The organism is Neisseria animaloris, from assembly GCF_900637855.1.
Lineage (GTDB): Bacteria > Pseudomonadota > Gammaproteobacteria > Burkholderiales > Neisseriaceae > Neisseria > Neisseria animaloris.
In genome coordinates this window covers 1670530-1687814 of sequence record NZ_LR134440.1, presented here as the reverse complement: position 1 = coordinate 1687814, position 17285 = coordinate 1670530, and the positions used below count along the sequence as shown (strand labels likewise).

The 17285-nt window shown below is 45.4% G+C and carries 11 protein-coding genes, 4 tRNA genes and 1 pseudogene; 1 reads left to right on the top strand and 15 read right to left on the bottom strand.

Translation table 11 applies throughout. The features are described 5' to 3' along the window. Positions 1-50: 50 nt before the first annotated feature. Entirely contained in the window at positions 51-1304 is a 1254-nt protein-coding gene (locus tag EL216_RS07880) for a BaiN/RdsA family NAD(P)/FAD-dependent oxidoreductase (protein WP_085390846.1), read from the top strand. A gap of 74 nt (positions 1305-1378) precedes the next feature. Here the strand turns inward: EL216_RS07880 and rpoC are convergent, their stop codons facing one another. From rpoC to EL216_RS07805, 15 genes and pseudogenes are all read right to left on the bottom strand, one after another. After that, positions 1379-5557, bottom strand: a complete 4179-nt coding sequence (rpoC, locus tag EL216_RS07875; protein WP_085390785.1) for a DNA-directed RNA polymerase subunit beta' — start codon at positions 5555-5557, stop codon at positions 1379-1381. A gap of 119 nt (positions 5558-5676) precedes the next feature. Beyond that, positions 5677-9855, bottom strand: a complete 4179-nt coding sequence (gene rpoB, locus EL216_RS07870) for a DNA-directed RNA polymerase subunit beta (protein WP_126300855.1) — start codon at positions 9853-9855, stop codon at positions 5677-5679. Between the two features lie 213 nt (positions 9856-10068). After that, positions 10069-10443, bottom strand: coding sequence for a 50S ribosomal protein L7/L12 (rplL, locus tag EL216_RS07865; protein WP_085390783.1), 375 nt, complete (start codon positions 10441-10443; stop codon positions 10069-10071). Between the two features lie 63 nt (positions 10444-10506). Further along, positions 10507-11007, bottom strand: a complete 501-nt coding sequence (gene rplJ, locus EL216_RS07860) for a 50S ribosomal protein L10 (protein ID WP_085390782.1) — start codon at positions 11005-11007, stop codon at positions 10507-10509. A gap of 244 nt (positions 11008-11251) precedes the next feature. After that, positions 11252-11947, bottom strand: coding sequence for a 50S ribosomal protein L1 (rplA, locus tag EL216_RS07855; protein ID WP_085390781.1), 696 nt, complete (start codon positions 11945-11947; stop codon positions 11252-11254). Next, positions 11947-12378, bottom strand: a complete 432-nt coding sequence (gene rplK / locus EL216_RS07850) for a 50S ribosomal protein L11 (protein ID WP_085390779.1) — start codon at positions 12376-12378, stop codon at positions 11947-11949. The genes rplA and rplK overlap by 1 nt, the downstream gene beginning before the upstream one ends. Positions 12379-12517: 139 nt before the next feature. Further along, positions 12518-13051: a transcription termination/antitermination protein NusG gene (gene nusG / locus EL216_RS07845; RefSeq protein ID WP_085390777.1), complete on the bottom strand. Its 534-nt coding sequence runs from the start codon at positions 13049-13051 to the stop codon at positions 12518-12520. Between the two features lie 2 nt (positions 13052-13053). Beyond that, a pseudogene (gene secE, locus EL216_RS11325) lies at positions 13054-13215 on the bottom strand (preprotein translocase subunit SecE); the annotation flags it as partial. A 449-nt stretch (positions 13216-13664) separates the two neighbouring features. Next, positions 13665-13740, bottom strand: a tRNA-Trp gene (locus EL216_RS07835). A 7-nt stretch (positions 13741-13747) separates the two neighbouring features. Then, positions 13748-14932, bottom strand: coding sequence for an elongation factor Tu (gene tuf / locus EL216_RS07830; RefSeq protein ID WP_085390775.1), 1185 nt, complete (start codon positions 14930-14932; stop codon positions 13748-13750). A 50-nt stretch (positions 14933-14982) separates the two neighbouring features. Continuing rightward, positions 14983-15057, bottom strand: a tRNA-Thr gene (locus EL216_RS07825). Between the two features lie 12 nt (positions 15058-15069). Further along, positions 15070-15143 (bottom strand) — tRNA-Gly (locus EL216_RS07820). Between the two features lie 38 nt (positions 15144-15181). Next, a tRNA-Tyr gene (locus EL216_RS07815) sits at positions 15182-15265 on the bottom strand. A 98-nt stretch (positions 15266-15363) separates the two neighbouring features. Next, positions 15364-15615: a YfhL family 4Fe-4S dicluster ferredoxin gene (locus EL216_RS07810; protein WP_085390773.1), complete on the bottom strand. Its 252-nt coding sequence runs from the start codon at positions 15613-15615 to the stop codon at positions 15364-15366. Positions 15616-15794: 179 nt separating this feature from the next. Continuing rightward, on the bottom strand, positions 15795-17201 hold the full coding sequence (locus EL216_RS07805; protein ID WP_085390771.1) for an OmpP1/FadL family transporter: 1407 nt from the start codon (positions 17199-17201) through the stop codon (positions 15795-15797). Positions 17202-17285 lie beyond the last annotated feature (84 nt).

Below are 17285 nucleotides of genomic sequence, written 5' to 3'. Positions count from 1 at the left end.
TCAGACGGCCTGAATCCATTACAATGCTGTTTTCAGAACAGTATTCCACTATGGCTACCATTTACCCGTTTCATACCGTCATCATCGGTGCAGGTGCAGCAGGGATGATGTGCGCTGCCCGTATCGGGCAACACGGACACCGTGTCGCGTTACTCGACCATGCAACAAAAATAGGTGAAAAAATCCGTATTTCCGGCGGCGGCCGCTGCAACTTTACCAACTGCCACCTTGATGGCCATGATGCTTCTCCATATTTCGTCTCACAACATCCGCGCTTCGTCCGCCACGCTTTATCGCGGTATTGCGCCGAAGACTTTATCCGCCTGCTGGACAGCTATTCCGTTGCTTACCACGAAAAACACAAAGGACAAATGTTTTGCAGCAACAGCGCCCAAGACATTATTTCCGTATTACAAAGCGAATGCGAAAAGGGTAAAGTCGAATGGCACACCGGATGCCGCGTTGATTCCGCCACCCTTTTTCAGACGGCCTCCGAATCACGGTTTGAAATCCGTACCGACCACGGTATTTTCCATTGCCTCAATTTAGTAGTTGCTACCGGAGGATTGGCGATACCGGCTATCGGTGCCGGCCCTTTCGGTTATGAACTGGCCAAGCAGTTCGGACACACCGTTATACCTCCCGAAGCAGCGTTGGTTCCGCTGCGCTTCGAACATTGGGCGCAACACGGCTTCGACTGTTTGTCGGGGATCGCCCTACCCGTCATCATCAGCACCGGAACAGGCAAACAGAAAATCAGCTTCCATGAAGATTTACTTTTCCGCCACCGGGGACTGAGCGGCCCTGCCATTTTGCAGATATCCAGCTACTGGCGCGCCGGCACAACCCTTACCGTGAACTTTGTTCCCGAAGTGAATCTTGCAAACTCATTATGCGAGGAAAAAATCAGACAAAAAATACAACTCAACACCGCCTTGAAACAACTCTGTCCTACCTTACCCGACCGACTGCTCGAATTTTGGCTAAACCAACCTGATTTCGCTGCATTCGCCACGCAAAAATGGGCGGATATTCCCGACTCCCTGTTGCAAAAGCTCGGTAACAGCCTGAATCATTGGACACTGCTTCCCAGCGGCAGCGACGGCCACAAAAAAGCCGAGGCCACCCGCGGCGGTGTCAATGTAAAGGAAATTGATTCGAAAACCATGCAAAGCAAACTATGCGACGGCCTTTATTTTATTGGCGAAGTGATGGATATCACCGGCTGGCTCGGCGGCTATAATTTCCAATGGGCATGGTCTTCCGCCGTATGCGCAGCAGATGCAATCAACCATGCAGATTGATCGTCTGAAGTGTGAGGCCGTCTGAAAAAACCGCCGACTGCATTCACAATCGGCGGTTTTTTGTTTGTGACAAATTACTCGGCTTCTTTAACCTGTTCGGCTACTTCGGCTTCGTGATGCGCCTGCCATGCTTGGCGACGGGTACGGTGGTAAGTCAAGCCCGTACCTGCCGGAATCAGACGGCCGACAATCACGTTTTCTTTCAGACCACGCAACTCGTCTTGTTTGCCCATAATTGCGGCTTCGGTCAATACGCGTGTGGTCTCTTGGAACGATGCGGCTGAGATGAAGCTGTCGGTAGACAACGAGGCTTTGGTAATACCCAGCAATACGTTTTCGTAACGTGCCGGTTCTTTATCCTCGGCCAACGCCTTCTCGTTAGCCAATGTAACATCGCCGCGCTCCACTTGTTCACCGGTAATGAAACCTGTTTCACCTGCGTCGGCAATGTTCACTCGACGCAGCATTTGGCGGATGATCACCTCGATGTGTTTGTCGGAAATCTTCACACCTTGCAAGCGGTAAACCTCTTGCACCTCTTGTACGATGTAGCGAGCCAACGCTTCGATACCTTGCAAACGCAGAATATCATGCGGGTCAACCGCGCCGTCGACAATGGTTTCACCACGGTTTACCACTTGGCCGTCATGGACAAGAATCTGTTTCTCTTTGGAAATCAGGGTTTCGTAAGCCACACCGTCCACATCGGTAATAATCAGGCGTTGTTTGCCTTTGGTTTCTTTACCGAAAGACACTGTACCGGTTACTTCGGCCAACATGCCGGCATCTTTGGGCACGCGTGCTTCAAACAGTTCGGCTACACGCGGCAGACCACCGGTAATATCACGGGTTTTGGAAGAGGCTTGCGGAATACGCGCCAATACGTCACCCTTGCCGACTTCCTGACCTTCACGGATGGTAATTACCGCACCTACCGGGAACGCCATCGAAACGGCAGTGGTTGTGCCGGGCATGCATACTTCTTCGCCGTTTTCATCCAACAGTTTCACGGTCGGGCGCAACAGTTTGGAAGTAGATGCCGAACGGCGTTTGCCGTCGATTACTACCAATGTAGACAAGCCGGTTACATCGTCGGTTTGTTTGGCAACGGTCACGCCTTCTTCCACGTTTTCAAAACGCACCTGACCGGCATGCTCGGTAATCATCGGACGGGTATGCGGATCCCATGTAGCCAAGGTTTGGCCGGCTTTCACCGCCGCACCGTCTTGTACCAACAGAATCGCACCGTAAGGCACTTTATGGCGCTCACGCTCACGACCGATTTCATCGTGAATCACTACTTCGCAAGAACGACCGATTACCACCAGTTCGCCTTTGTTGTTGGCAACATAACGCATTTGGCTGCTGAAACGTGCGGTACCGTTTGACTTAGCTTCCACTTGGCTGGCGGCGGCGGCACGCGATGCGGCACCACCAATGTGGAAGGTACGCATCGTCAGCTGAGTACCCGGCTCACCGATAGACTGAGCGGCAATCACGCCAACAGCTTCGCCGGTATTAACCAATTTGCCTCGCGCCAAGTCGCGGCCATAACAGTGGGCACACAAACCGTAGCGGGTTTTACAGGTAATCGGGGTGCGGACTTTAACCTCATCGACACCCGATTGGTCAATCAGATCAACCAGTTGCTCATTCAGCAACGTACCTGCTTCAACAAGCGTTTCGCCGCTTGAAGGATCAACCACGTCACCGGCAGTTACGCGGCCTAAAATACGGTCGCGCAACGGTTCGATCACATCACCGCCTTGCACCACGGCTTTCATTACAAAACCGTCAGTTGTGCCGCAATCGTCTTCTACCACGACCAAGTCTTGGGTAACGTCTACCAAACGGCGGGTCAAGTAACCTGAGTTTGCCGTTTTCAAGGCGGTATCCGCCAAACCCTTACGCGCACCGTGTGTCGCAATAAAGTATTGCAATACCGTCAAACCTTCGCGGAAGTTTGAGGTAATCGGCGTTTCGATAATCGAGCCGTCCGGCTTGGCCATCAAACCACGCATACCGGAAAGCTGTTTAATCTGCGCTGCCGAACCACGGGCACCCGAATCGGCCATCATGTAAATGGAGTTGAACGATTCTTGGTCTACTTCGTTACCTTCGCGGTCAATGACTTTCTGTTTGGAAAGGTTGTCCATCATCGCTTTAGCGATTTTATCGCCGGCACGCCCCCAAATATCGACCACTTTGTTGTAACGCTCGCCGTTCGTTACCAAACCTTGGCGGTATTGGTCTTCGATTTCTTTAACTTCGCTTTGCGCCTCGGCCAGCAATGCGGCTTTTTCTTTCGGAATTTCCATATCGTCGACACAAATTGAGATACCGCCTTTGGCTGCGAATGCAAAACCGGTATACATCAAGTGGTCGGCAAAAATAACGGTATCACGCAGGCCGCACAAACGGAACGATGCATTAATCAGCTTGGAAATTTCTTTCTTTTTCAGCGCTTTATTAATGTATTCGAACGGCAGGCCTTTGGGCAGAATCTCGCTGAGCAAAGCACGGCCTACTGTGGTTTCATAACGTTTTACCACCGGCTCCAACTCGCCTTGGGCATTTTTCTCCCATTCGCGCAAACGCACGGTAATTTTCGTACCCAACTCTACTTGTTTGGTGTGGTAGGCACGATGCACTTCTTTCACATCGGAGAACAAGCTGCCTTCGCCTTTGGCATTGATGCGGTCGCGGGTCATGTAGTACAAGCCCAATACGATATCTTGCGACGGCACGATAATCGGTTCGCCGTTGGCGGGAGACAATACGTTGTTGGAGGCCAGCATCAAAGTGCGCGCTTCCATTTGCGCTTCCAAGCTCAACGGAACGTGTACGGCCATTTGGTCACCGTCAAAGTCGGCGTTGAACGCGGCACAAACCAGAGGATGCAGCTGAATGGCTTTACCTTCAATCAGAATCGGCTCGAATGCTTGAATACCTAAACGGTGCAGCGTCGGCGCACGGTTAAGCATGATGGGATGTTCGCGGATCACTTCTTCCAAAATATCCCAAACTTCCGGCACTTCCTGCTCTACCAGCTTTTTAGCTGCTTTTACGGTTGAAGCCAAACCTTGTTTTTCCAATTTGTGGAAAATAAACGGTTTGAACAATTCCAAAGCCATTTTCTTCGGCAAACCGCACTGATGCAGACGCAGGTAAGGGCCTACGGTAATCACGGAACGGCCTGAATAGTCCACACGTTTACCCAACAGGTTTTGACGGAAGCGGCCGCCTTTACCTTTAATCATATCCGCCAATGATTTCAGCGGACGTTTGTTGGCGCCGGTCATGGCTTTACCGCGACGACCGTTATCCAGCAGCGAATCTACCGCTTCTTGCAGCATACGTTTTTCGTTGCGTACGATAATATCCGGCGCATGCAATTCCAACAAACGTTTCAAACGGTTGTTACGGTTGATCACGCGGCGGTACAAATCATTCAGATCGGAAGTGGCGAAACGGCCGCCGTCAAGCGGTACCAACGGACGCAAATCAGGCGGCAACACCGGCAGCACATCCATAATCATCCATTCGAGCTTCATACCCGAGCGTTGGAAGGCTTCCAATACTTTCAAGCGTTTGGCGATTTTTTTGATTTTGGTGTCCGAGCCGGTAGATTCGAGCTCTTGACGCAATACTTCTACTTCTGAAGCAATGTCTAAGCTGCGCAATAATTCGCGAATACCCTCGGCACCCATCTTGGCATCGAAGTCGTCGCCGTATTCTTCCAGCTTGGTGTAGTAATCATCTTCAGTCAGCAATTGGCGGCGTTGCAGAGGTGTCATGCCCGGGTCGGTAACCACATAGGCTTCGAAATACAACACGCGTTCAATATCGCGCAGGGTCATGTCTAAAACCATACCCAAACGTGAAGGCAATGATTTTAAGAACCAGATATGGGCAACGGGTGCGGCCAACTCGATATGACCCATGCGCTCGCGGCGCACTTTAGACAAAGTAACTTCCACGCCGCATTTTTCACAGGTTACGCCTTTAAATTTCAGGCGTTTGTATTTACCGCACAAACATTCGTAGTCTTTCACCGGACCGAAAATCTTGGCGCAGAACAAACCGTCGCGCTCGGGTTTGAAGGTACGGTAGTTGATGGTTTCGGGTTTTTTCACTTCGCCGTAAGACCATGAACGGATGGTTTCAGGTGAAGCAATGCCGATTTTGATCGCATCAAATTCTTCTTCTATGCCGGCAGACTGCAACGGATTAAATAAGTTTAACAAATTCATTTTTGCTCCTTGTGGAACGGTAGTTTTCAGACGGCCTCATTAAGAAAGCCTATTCATTTGAAAATCTTTTTTCAGACGGCCCGAATGTTTTGGAGGCCGTCTGAAAACCGGTTCCGATATTAGTAACGTTCCAGATCGATATCCAAGCCCAACGAGCGAATCTCTTTAACCAATACGTTGAAGGATTCGGGCATACCGGCATCGATTTTGTGCTCGCCTTTAACAATGTTTTCATACATTTTGGTACGGCCGGCAACGTCATCCGATTTCACGGTCAACATCTCTTGCAGCGTGTAGGCGGCACCGTAAGCCTCCAGTGCCCACACCTCCATCTCACCGAAACGCTGACCGCCGAATTGGGCTTTACCACCCAGCGGCTGTTGGGTAACCAGACTGTACGGGCCGGTAGAACGGGCGTGCATTTTCTCGTCAACCAAGTGGTGCAGCTTCAGGTAGTGCATCACGCCGACGGTTACTTTGCGGTCGAACGGTTCGCCCGAGCGGCCGTCATACAAAGTGATTTGGGTTTTGCTGTTGTTGAAGCCGAGTTTTTCTACTTCGGGATCGTCGCTCGGATAAGCCAAGTCGAGCATCTCGTAGATTTCGTTTTCTTTGGCACCGTCAAACACCGGCGAGGCAAAGGTGGCTCCGCGCTTCAGGTTTTCTGCTAAAGCTAAAATATCTTCATCGTTCAGCTCGTCCAGATTTTCCTGCTTACCGCTGCTGTTGTAGAGTTTGTTCAGGAACTCACGGATTTCGCCTACTTTACGCTGCTCGGCCAACATGCGGTCGATACGCTCGCCGATACCTTTTGCCGCCCAACCCAAATGCACTTCGAGAATCTGGCCGATATTCATACGGGACGGTACGCCCAACGGGTTCAATACGATATCTACGGGGCGGCCGTCTGCCATATAAGGCATGTCTTCCACCGGCAGAATGCGCGATACCACACCTTTGTTACCGTGACGACCCGCCATTTTGTCACCGGCTTGCAGGCGGCGTTTAATGGCGATGAATACTTTTACCATCTTCTGAACGCCCGGCTGCAGCTCATCACCTTGTGTCAGTTTTTTCTTCTTCACTTCATACAAGGCATCGGCTTCTTCGCGTTTTTGTTGCAGGCTGACTTTGATCAACTCCATTTGTTTAGCCAATGATTCATCAGCCAAACGGATATCGAACCAATCGTGCTTGCTCGGCAAAGATGCCAGATATTCGGCAGTAATTTCGCTACCTTTAGCCAACTTCATCGGGCCGCCATTGGCTTTTTGGCCGACAATCATGCGCTCGATACGGCTGAATGCGTCGTTATCAAAAATACGCAATTGGTCGCCCAAATCTTGGCGGTAACGTTTCAGCTCGGAATCAATAATCGATTGCGCACGTTTATCGCGTTGGATGCCTTCGCGGGTAAATACCTGCACGTCGATTACGGTACCGCTCATACCGGTAGGCATACGCAATGAAGTGTCTTTCACGTCCGATGCTTTTTCACCGAAAATGGCACGCAGCAGTTTTTCTTCTGGTGTCAGTTGGGTTTCGCCTTTAGGCGTTACTTTACCTACCAGCACATCGCCTGCTTCAACTTCTGCACCGATATAAACGATACCGGATTCGTCCAAACGGTTTTGCATGCGCTCAGATAAGTTAGGGATATCGCGGGTAATGTCTTCCGCGCCCAATTTGGTATCACGTGCCACTACATTCAATTCTTCGATATGGATAGAAGTGTAGCGGTCATCTGCTGCCACTTTTTCAGAAATCAAAATCGAGTCTTCATAGTTATAACCGTTCCACGGCATGAAAGCGATGGTCATGTTTTGACCCAAGGCCAATTCACCTAAATCGGTAGAAGCGCCATCGGCCACGACGTCGCCGCGTTGCAGCAGATCACCGGCTTTCACGACAGGACGTTGGTTAATATTGGTTGATTGGTTTGAGCGGGTAAATTTCACCAAGTTGTAAATATCCACACCCACTTCACCAGCAGTCGCTTCATCATCGTGTACACGAACAACGATACGGTTGGCATCCACATATTCCACAACACCACCGCGGCGGGCAACGATTGCAGTAGCAGAGTCCACGGCTACCGAACGCTCAATACCGGTACCTACCATCGGTTTTTCCGGGCGCAAGCATGGTACGGCCTGACGTTGCATGTTGGCACCCATCAAGGCACGGTTCGCATCGTCATGCTCCAAGAAAGGAATCAAAGAAGCAGCCACGGAAACCACTTGACCGGTCGCCACGTCCATATATTGAACGCGATCGGCAGTCGCCATAATGGTTTCACCTTTTTCACGACAGGTAATCAAATCGCCTGTCAAGCGGCCGTCTGAATCTAGTTCGGCGTTTGCCTGTGCAATCACATAACGGCCTTCTTCGATGGCAGACAAGTAATCGATTTCATCGGTTACTTTTCCATCTACTACGCGACGGTATGGTGTTTCCAAGAAACCGTATTCATTGGTTCGTGCGTAAACAGACAACGAGTTAATCAAACCAATATTCGGACCCTCAGGTGTTTCAATCGGGCAGACACGGCCATAGTGGGTCGGATGTACGTCGCGCACCTCAAAGCCCGCACGTTCACGTGTCAAACCGCCCGGACCTAAAGCAGACACACGACGCTTATGGGTAATTTCTGACAGTGGGTTGGTCTGATCCATAAATTGGCTCAACTGGCTGGAACCAAAAAACTCTTTAATTGCAGCAGAAACCGGCTTGGCATTAATCAAATCGTGAGGCATCAGATTTTCAGATTCTGCCTGATTCAAACGCTCTTTCACCGCCCGCTCAACACGTGCCAAGCCGCTGCGGAACTGGTTCTCCACCAATTCACCTACTGAACGCACACGACGGTTACCCAAATGATCGATGTCGTCCACTTCGCCATGACCATTGCGCAATTCAACTAAAGTAGCAATAGAAGCAACAATATCTTCCACGCTTAATACAAAACCACCTTTTTCAGCTGCTCCGGCAAAAGTTTGGTTCAATAAGCGCCCGTACCATGATGCTGTTTGTTCTGCATCCAGTTTTTGTTCATAAGTGCGGGTATTGAATTTCATACGGCCCACACGTGATAAATCATAACTATCTTCGTTAAAGAACAATCGATTAAACAAAAGCTCAACCGCCTCTTCGGTAGGAGGCTCACCGGGGCGCATCATACGGTAAATCGCCACTCGAGCGGCTTGTTGATCAGCAGTTTCATCAGTACGTAAGGTATTGGAAATATAACCACCTTGATCCAACTCATTGATATACAGCGTTTCAACCTTATCAACGCCATGAATATCTAACTTAGCCAATAATTCTTCTGCAATTTCTTCATTGGCAACAGCCAATACCTCGCCGGTATCGGACACAATCAAATCAGTTGCTAATATCTTACCCAACAAGTTTTCAGGCTCAACATCCAAACGAGTTAAGCCTGCATTGCTAATATCACGTATATTTTTTGCAGTAATACGTTTACCTTTAGCGACTAAAACATTACCGTCTTTATCTACAATATCCAGTTTCGCTGTATCGCCTTTCAGACGGCCTACAATTAAGTCAGTTTGAACGCCATCTTTAGAAAGATAAAAAGTTTCTTTATCGTAAAAAGTATCTAAAATTTGCTCATTGTTATAACCTAAAGCCTTCAGCAAAATCGTAACCGGCATTTTTCTACGGCGGTCAATACGGAAGAAAAGCAGATCTTTCGGATCAAATTCGAAATCCAACCAAGAGCCACGATAAGGAATAATGCGAGCAGAGAATAACAATTTCCCGGACGAATGCGTTTTGCCTCTATCATGCTCGAAGAATACACCCGGAGAACGATGTAACTGAGAAACAATTACCCGTTCTGTACCATTAATTACGAAAGAACCACTTGGTGTCATCAAGGGTATTTCTCCCATATACACTTCATTCTCTCGAACCTCTTTTACTGTGGGTTTAGAAGATTCTTTATCCAAAATAACCAATCGAATACGGGCACGCAACGGAGCTGCGTAAGTTATACCTCGTAATTGACATTCTGGAATATCAAATAAAGGTTCACCTAGGGTATAGTGTACGAATTCCAAGCGTGCATAACCATTATGGCTCTCAATCGGAAAAATCGAATTAAATGCCGCTTGTAGACCATCATCAGTACGCTGATTGAATGGCTTTTCCAATTGCAAAAATTTTGCATAAGAATCCAACTGAGTAGCCAGCAGAAATGGCACCTCTAAGACATTGGCACGTTTTGCAAAACTCTTACGGATACGTTTTTTTTCGGTAAAAGAATAACTCATGAAAAACTCCAAAAAGGGGAGACTTTTAGAATAATTGCGCACAGATGAACTAAATCTCTTCATATATCTAGTGCTACTTAAAAATTACTCACTTACATTTATTAACTAAATTTTAATTTACAAATGTAATTAAATGTAAATAAACTATTTTTAATCATAAAAAAGCAAAACAAGGCTGGCAGTGAACTGCCAGCCTTTAACAACAGAATAAAATTATTTAATTTCGACTTTAGCGCCAGCTTCTTCCAATTGTTTTTGGATATCTTCGGCTTCAGCCTTAGAAACACCTTCTTTAAGAGTTTTAGGCGCTCCGTCAACCATATCTTTAGCTTCTTTCAATCCTAAACCGGTAATAGCGCGAACCACTTTAATTACACCTACTTTTTGATCACCGGCAGAAGCCAAAATTACATCAAATTCAGTTTTCTCTTCAGCGGCAGTAGCAGCACCGGCAGCAGCACCGCCGGCAACAGCAAGAGCAGCAGCAGAAACACCAAATTTTTCTTCAAAAGCTTTAACCAGCTCATTCAATTCCATAACGGTCAAACCAGCAACCGCTTCTAAAATGTCTTCTTTAGTAATAGCCATGCTATTTAAACTCCTAAAATTGATATATTTAATAATTAAATGAATATAAATTGTTCAACAGTTTTATGCAGCTTCTTCTGCGCTTTTCTTTTCTGCCAAAGCTGCCAATGCACGAGCAAAGCCTGAAGCAGGCGCTTGCATGACACCTAACAACTTCGCAAGCAGTTCTTCCTGGCTTGGAATGGAAGCAAGTTCAGAGACTTGGGCAACATTTAACAGATCGCCATTATAAGAACCCGCTTTCAGAACAATTTTTTCATCTTTTTTAGAAAATTGATGCAGTACTTTTGCTGCTGCAACAGGATCTTCAGATGCTGCATATATTAACGGACCTGTCATTTGGTCTGCCAATGCAGCAAACGAAGTGCCTTCAACTGCACGACGAGCTAATGTATTCTTCAGAATACGCAGATATACGCCTTCTTTACGAGCATTAGCTCTCAGCTCAGTCATACTAGCAACACTGATACCGCGATATTCGGCAACAACCATAGTTTGAGCATTAGCAATGGCATTACTAATCTCTTCTACAGCAGCCTTCTTGGTTTCAATATTGAGACTCAAGGTCTACCTCCTACTGTTTAATAAAGAAATACAAAAAATGTATTCCACCAGCGCGGCAACCTAAAAAGACATTTAACAAGCAATCTTGCTATTCAATTCAGGACTACCGTCTGCGTAGGGTATAACTATTAAATCTTACGATCCCTACGGTCTTGGACATCTACTTAACAATAAGTAGCCCAAATCCAAACAGTCTACAAAGCATATTAACTTTACAGGCTGTCTGAAAATTCTATTTATCTATTTAACTGTTTACACTTGATGTATCAACACGAACACCTAAGCCCATAGTACTAGATACAGCTACTTTTCTCAGATATTGACCTTTTGCAGCAGCAGGCTTAGCTTTAACAATAGCATCCAATAATGCATTAAAGTTTTCACGCAAATCAGCCTCAGCAAATGAAGCACGACCAATAGTAGCATGAACAATACCTGCTTTATCTGTACGGTATTGAACTTGGCCAGCCTTAGCATTTTTTACTGCTTCCGCAACATTAGGTGTAACCGTGCCTACTTTAGGATTCGGCATTAGACCGCGAGGACCTAAGATCGTACCCAATTGTCCCACAATTCGCATAGCATCTGGAGATGCAATAACTACATCAAAATTCAGATTACCTTTTTTAACTTCATCGGACAGATCTTCAAAACCTACCACATCAGCTCCAGCCGCTTTCGCCGCCTCAGCATTGACTCCTTGTGCAAATACAGCAACACGAGTAGTTTTACCAGTCCCCTTAGGAAGAACTACAGAACCACGAATAACTTGATCAGATTTACGAGGATCAACACCCAAATTAAACGAAACGTCTACAGACTCATCAAATTTAGCAGTAGCGGATTTTTTAACTAACGCGATTGCTTCATCAATTACATACAGTTTATTAGCCTCAACAGCACTACGTAAAGCACTTAAACGCTTAGATAATTTAGCCATTACACACCCTCCACATCCAAACCCATAGAACGGGCGCTACCTGCAATAGTACGAACAGCCGCATCTAAATCCGCAGCAGTCAAATCAGGTTCTTTGGTTTTTGCGATCTCTTCCAATTGAGCCCGAGTAATCTTACCTACTTTATTAGTCAAAGGATTTGAACTGCCTTTTTGTAAGCCAGCAGCCTTTTTCAACAATATGGAAGCGGGGGGCGTCTTCATCACAAAAGTGAATGACTTATCCGCAAAAGCAGTGATTACCACAGGAATTGGCAATCCCGGCTCCATGCCCTGCGTTGCGGCATTGAATGCTTTACAAAATTCCATAATATTCAAGCCACGTTGACCCAAGGCAGGACCAACTGGAGGAGAAGGGTTGGCTTTTCCTGCAGGAATTTGCAGTTTAATATAGCCTACAATTTTTTTTGCCACTTTATAAAGCTCCTAAATCAATGGGTATAACGCGAAAATCGCTCCCCACACATAAAACATAAAAGTTAATTTTTTATTATAGATTCTATTAAATATTTTTTCAATAAAATTTAACAACCTAAACAGCAGTTCAATTTTATTAAATCTTTTCTACTTGGTTAAACTCCAGCTCAACAGGTGTTTCTCGCCCAAAAATCTGCACGGAAACACGTAATTTATTACGCTCATAATTGACTTCTTCAACAATTCCATTAAAGTCAGCAAATGGGCCTTCATTTACTCGAACTTGTTGCCCTACTTCAAATTCAACTTTCGGCTTAGGCTTCTCTCCCCCCGATTGAACTTGTTGCAATATGGTATCAACCTCTTTTTGAGATATAGGCATAGGCTTATTAGCAGTACCCCCAATAAATCCTGACACACGAGGTGTACTTTTCACCAAATGCCAAGAATCATCTGTCATTTCCATTTCAACTAACACATAACCTGGAAAAAACTTACGCTCACTAATTGTTTTTTTTCCATTTTTTATATCAACCACTTCTTCCACAGGCACCAAGATTTGCCCAAAATAATCATCCATATTTTCACGGGCAATACGTTCTTTCAAAGTCTTTTGAACATTTTTTTCAAAGCCGGAATAAGCCTGTACAACATACCAACGTCTAGACATTTTTATCCCCTCTTTAATAGCAAATCAAAAAATAACCACGATATCAGACTATCTGTCGCATAAATAAACATAGATAAAACAGTCACAAAAATAACAACAAAAATAGTCATACGAATTGCATCATTTTTAGGCGGCCAAACAACCTTTTTAAACTCGGTCACAGAATCACGCACATATCTAACCAACTGACGCCCAAAATGACACCAATAAAAAACTATTAATAATCCTAAAATAATACCTACAATTGGAAACAATGTTCGTAGATATACAGGTATATCTTGCATAGTATAAAAAACCCAAATACTACTGGCAATTAACAACACAACAATCAGGAGCTTAAGGAAATCAGCACCTTGCAGCATAGTATCATTTTTTGGACTAACTAATTGATTTACAGATTTCACAAGCTGACTAGAGCCTTCTCTATCTTGCGGTAATTTCTCAGCCATCTCTTATCCAATATCAGAAATTAAGCAAATAGTAATATAAAATTTTAAATTTCATACTGATTCAGTATAACTTTCTTGAGTTAACCACTCCAAGGAATAAAACATTATATAAATATAAACAATAAAAAATTAACCGACCCTTAGGCCGGTTAATTTTTACTATTTGGCAGGCCAGGAGGGTCTCGAACCCCCAACCCTCGGTTTTGGAGACCGATACTCTACCAATTGAGCTACTGGCCTCTAAATATTAAGCGATAACAGAAGACACCACACCGGCACCTACCGTACGACCACCTTCACGAATCGCAAAACGCAGACCTTCTTCCATCGCAATCGGCGCAATCAATTCAACAGTAATCGCCACGTTCTCACCAGGCATTACCATTTCAACTCCCTCTTCCAGTGTAACCGCACCAGTAACGTCAGTTGTACGGAAGTAGAATTGAGGACGGTAGTTTGCAAAGAACGGTGTATGACGACCACCTTCTTCTTTACTCAACACATACACTTCAGCTTTAAATTTAGTGTGCGGAGTGATGGTACCGGGTTTTGCCAATACTTGACCACGCTCAACTTCTTCGCGCTTAGTACCGCGCAGCAGTACGCCCACGTTATCACCTGCTTGGCCTTCGTCCAGCAGTTTGCGGAACATTTCCACACCGGTACAAGTGGTTTTTTGAGTATCTTTCAAACCAACGATTTCAATCTCGTCACCTACATGAATGATACCGCGCTCTACACGACCGGTAACTACCGTACCACGCCCAGAAATCGAGAATACGTCTTCAATCGGCAACAGGAACGGTTTGTCTACTGCACGCTCAGGAGTCGGAATGTAGCTGTCCAATGCATCAGCCAATTCGAAGATTTTTTCTTCGTAAGCAGCATCGCCTTCCAACGCTTTCAATGCAGAACCTTGTACGATCGGGCAATCGTCACCGGGGAAATCGTAGCTTGACAGCAAGTCACGAATTTCCATTTCAACCAATTCCAGCAACTCAGCATCATCAACCATATCACATTTGTTCATGAATACGATGATATAAGGTACACCTACTTGGCGGGCCAACAGAATATGCTCGCGGGTTTGCGGCATAGGACCGTCCGCAGCCGAACATACCAGAATAGCACCATCCATTTGGGCGGCACCGGTAATCATGTTTTTAACGTAGTCGGCGTGCCCCGGACAGTCTACGTGAGCGTAGTGGCGGGTTGCCGTTTCGTACTCTACATGCGAGGTGTTAATGGTAATACCACGGGCTTTTTCTTCCGGGGCATTGTCAATTTGGTCGTAAGCTTTGGCCGCACCACCGAATTTTTTTGACAAAATTGTTGTCAGTGCAGCTGTCAAAGTGGTTTTACCATGGTCAACGTGACCAATGGTGCCAACGTTTACGTGCGGCTTGCTCCGCTCGAATTTCTCTTTAGCCATGGCAATTTCCTATCCTAAGCTTTAAAGTTTTGGGTAAAAATCAATAGAAATGGTGCCCATAGGCAGATTTGAACTGCCGACCTCTCCCTTACCAAGGGAGTGCTCTACCCCTGAGCTACATGGGCGGATTATACATATGGAGCGGGTGAAGGGAATCGAACCCTCACCGTAAGCTTGGAAGGCTTCTGCTCTACCATTGAGCTACACCCGCATACTTACTGTAATCTCTGCTCCAAGTAAGATTGGATTTGGTGGAGGGAGAAGGATTCGAACCTTCGAAGCTTTCGCAACAGATTTACAGTCTGCCCCCTTTGGCCGCTCGGGAATCCCTCCAAAAGAGAAATACAATCTTAGATAGTTCTCTAAAATACGTCAAGCTGCTTTTGTTATTTTTTTTAGTATTTTTTTTAACACAATCATTTTAAATGATTTTATTTTCCAGCAACAATCCGCTCATACTTAGCTTGCAGCTCCTCTTGAGTTTCAGGATTTTCTTCATCTATTAAAATACAATCTACTGGACACACTTGTTGGCATTGCGGCTCATCATAATGCCCTACGCACTGAGTACACAGACTAGGATTGATTTCATAAATCTCATCACCCTGGGAGATGGCATCATTAGGACACTCTGGCTCGCAAACATCACAGTTAATGCACTCATCTGTAATAAAGAGCGACATCGTTTTTCCTTTACTTTTTCAAAACCGAATTTTATTAATTATAGCACAAACCATTTCAGACAATTCGGCTCTATAACATCTATGCACACTATAAAAATTTCATCATCAAATTCACAGGCCGTCTGAAATTTACTTCAGACGGCCTACATCATTTATAAAACTCACTGAACAATCTCGTTTTAAAATTTGTAGTTATACTGCACCCCTACAATGTGCGCATGGCTTTTGAATCGTGCAGAAGAAGAGACATTGCTATCAACCGTATTAACTTCGGCATTTGAAGGTTTTGCTCGCACATTTGCTTTGGCATTTTGTACATAAATATAGCTGTAAGCGGCATTAATACTATGCTTTTTAGCAAAATCATATTTACCGCCTAAAGAATACCAAATACGGTTGTTATCAGGCATAGTTACCAAACGATCGGTAGCATTCCGCACTGGTGATTGATCATAAGCTATGCCAAATCGAAATTGCAACGGATCACTATACTGATAGGCTGCACCTAAAGCTACTTTATAAGTATCCCGCCAATTAGGCGTTATAACAGTTTGATTAGAAAGCTGTCCACTAACTGTATGCTTAGGATTTTCAAAATTCAACTCTGCTCGACTGAAGCGTGAATGACGCGTCCATGTTACATCACCGAAAAGATTCCATTTTTGCGAGGCTTGATACATAGCATGCAAAGATAAAGACTCTGGTGTTGTAATCTTTAAATTAGCTTTCTCATGGGGAACATAGCCCAAACCATCCTCTGCAATGGTTTTACCAATTCGTCCCGCATAAATTTGTTTTGCGGCAGCACCATCTGCGGTCCAATCCGCCGTTCCTTCCAAGTTATGTTTTACCCGAGAACGGTAATTGACACCTACACGAGTGCGATCATTGATATCCCACATCCATGCCAAATGATAACCATATCCCCAATCCTTCCCCTTTACTTCGGCATGGCCATCCATTAAACCGACACCATTAGGATCAATAGGCATACTAGGACGAAGAGATGCAGCCCAATCCGCATATTTACGCAATCCTGCGGTACTGTACTGTGCAATAGCACCTACCGCAACTGAATGTTTTTCATTTAACTTCAAGGCAATTGCCGGCTCAACAGCAATAGTTGTAAGTTCGGTTTTATTTAAGTTATAGCGCAATACAGAATCGACTGCATATTCGGTCTTTGAACCAAACGGTACATACACTCCCAAACCGGCCGTTACATTATCATTAACTTTATAGGCACCATAAAGATGAGGAGCAAAAATAAGATTTTCAGCAATCTTGCCACTATTACTGCTATTAGCTACTGTTTTACCGCCGTTATATTTAGCTTTAGCTTCACTGTATTTTACACTTGGAGAAACCAGGTTTAATGAAGCAGAAATTTCATGTCCATCCAATTTCGTTAAACCGGCCGGGTTGTAAAACAATGTAGAAGCATCTGATGCTTCAGCAGCAGATGAGTTTGCTGTTCCCTGTGCAGCTACAGATTGCGTACCAAAATGATAGCCTGATGCTTGAGCCGCTTGGGCAGCTAACGCCGTACTAACAAATAAAACAAGATAACGGAATTTGTGTTTCATATAATTAATCAAAACTTAAAGTAAAAAGTAAGAAACATTCGCTCACACACGATCACTCGAAAGCAACCTATGAATACTAAAATA

What these genes read in the sequence shown, in the direction of transcription:
- EL216_RS07880 (WP_085390846.1), top strand. Translation starts at nt 51, where the DNA reads ATGGCTACCATTTACCCGTTTCATACCGTCATCATCGGTGCAGGTGCA.
- rpoC (WP_085390785.1), bottom strand. Translation starts at nt 5,557, where the DNA reads ATGAATTTGTTAAACTTATTTAATCCGTTGCAGTCTGCCGGCATAGAA.
- rpoB (WP_126300855.1), bottom strand. Translation starts at nt 9,855, where the DNA reads ATGAGTTATTCTTTTACCGAAAAAAAACGTATCCGTAAGAGTTTTGCA.
- rplL (WP_085390783.1), bottom strand. Translation starts at nt 10,443, where the DNA reads ATGGCTATTACTAAAGAAGACATTTTAGAAGCGGTTGCTGGTTTGACC.
- rplA (WP_085390781.1), bottom strand. Translation starts at nt 11,947, where the DNA reads ATGGCTAAATTATCTAAGCGTTTAAGTGCTTTACGTAGTGCTGTTGAG.
- nusG (WP_085390777.1), bottom strand. Translation starts at nt 13,051, where the DNA reads ATGTCTAGACGTTGGTATGTTGTACAGGCTTATTCCGGCTTTGAAAAA.
- tuf (WP_085390775.1), bottom strand. Translation starts at nt 14,932, where the DNA reads ATGGCTAAAGAGAAATTCGAGCGGAGCAAGCCGCACGTAAACGTTGGC.
- EL216_RS07810 (WP_085390773.1), bottom strand. Translation starts at nt 15,615, where the DNA reads ATGTCGCTCTTTATTACAGATGAGTGCATTAACTGTGATGTTTGCGAG.
- EL216_RS07805 (WP_085390771.1), bottom strand. Translation starts at nt 17,201, where the DNA reads ATGAAACACAAATTCCGTTATCTTGTTTTATTTGTTAGTACGGCGTTA.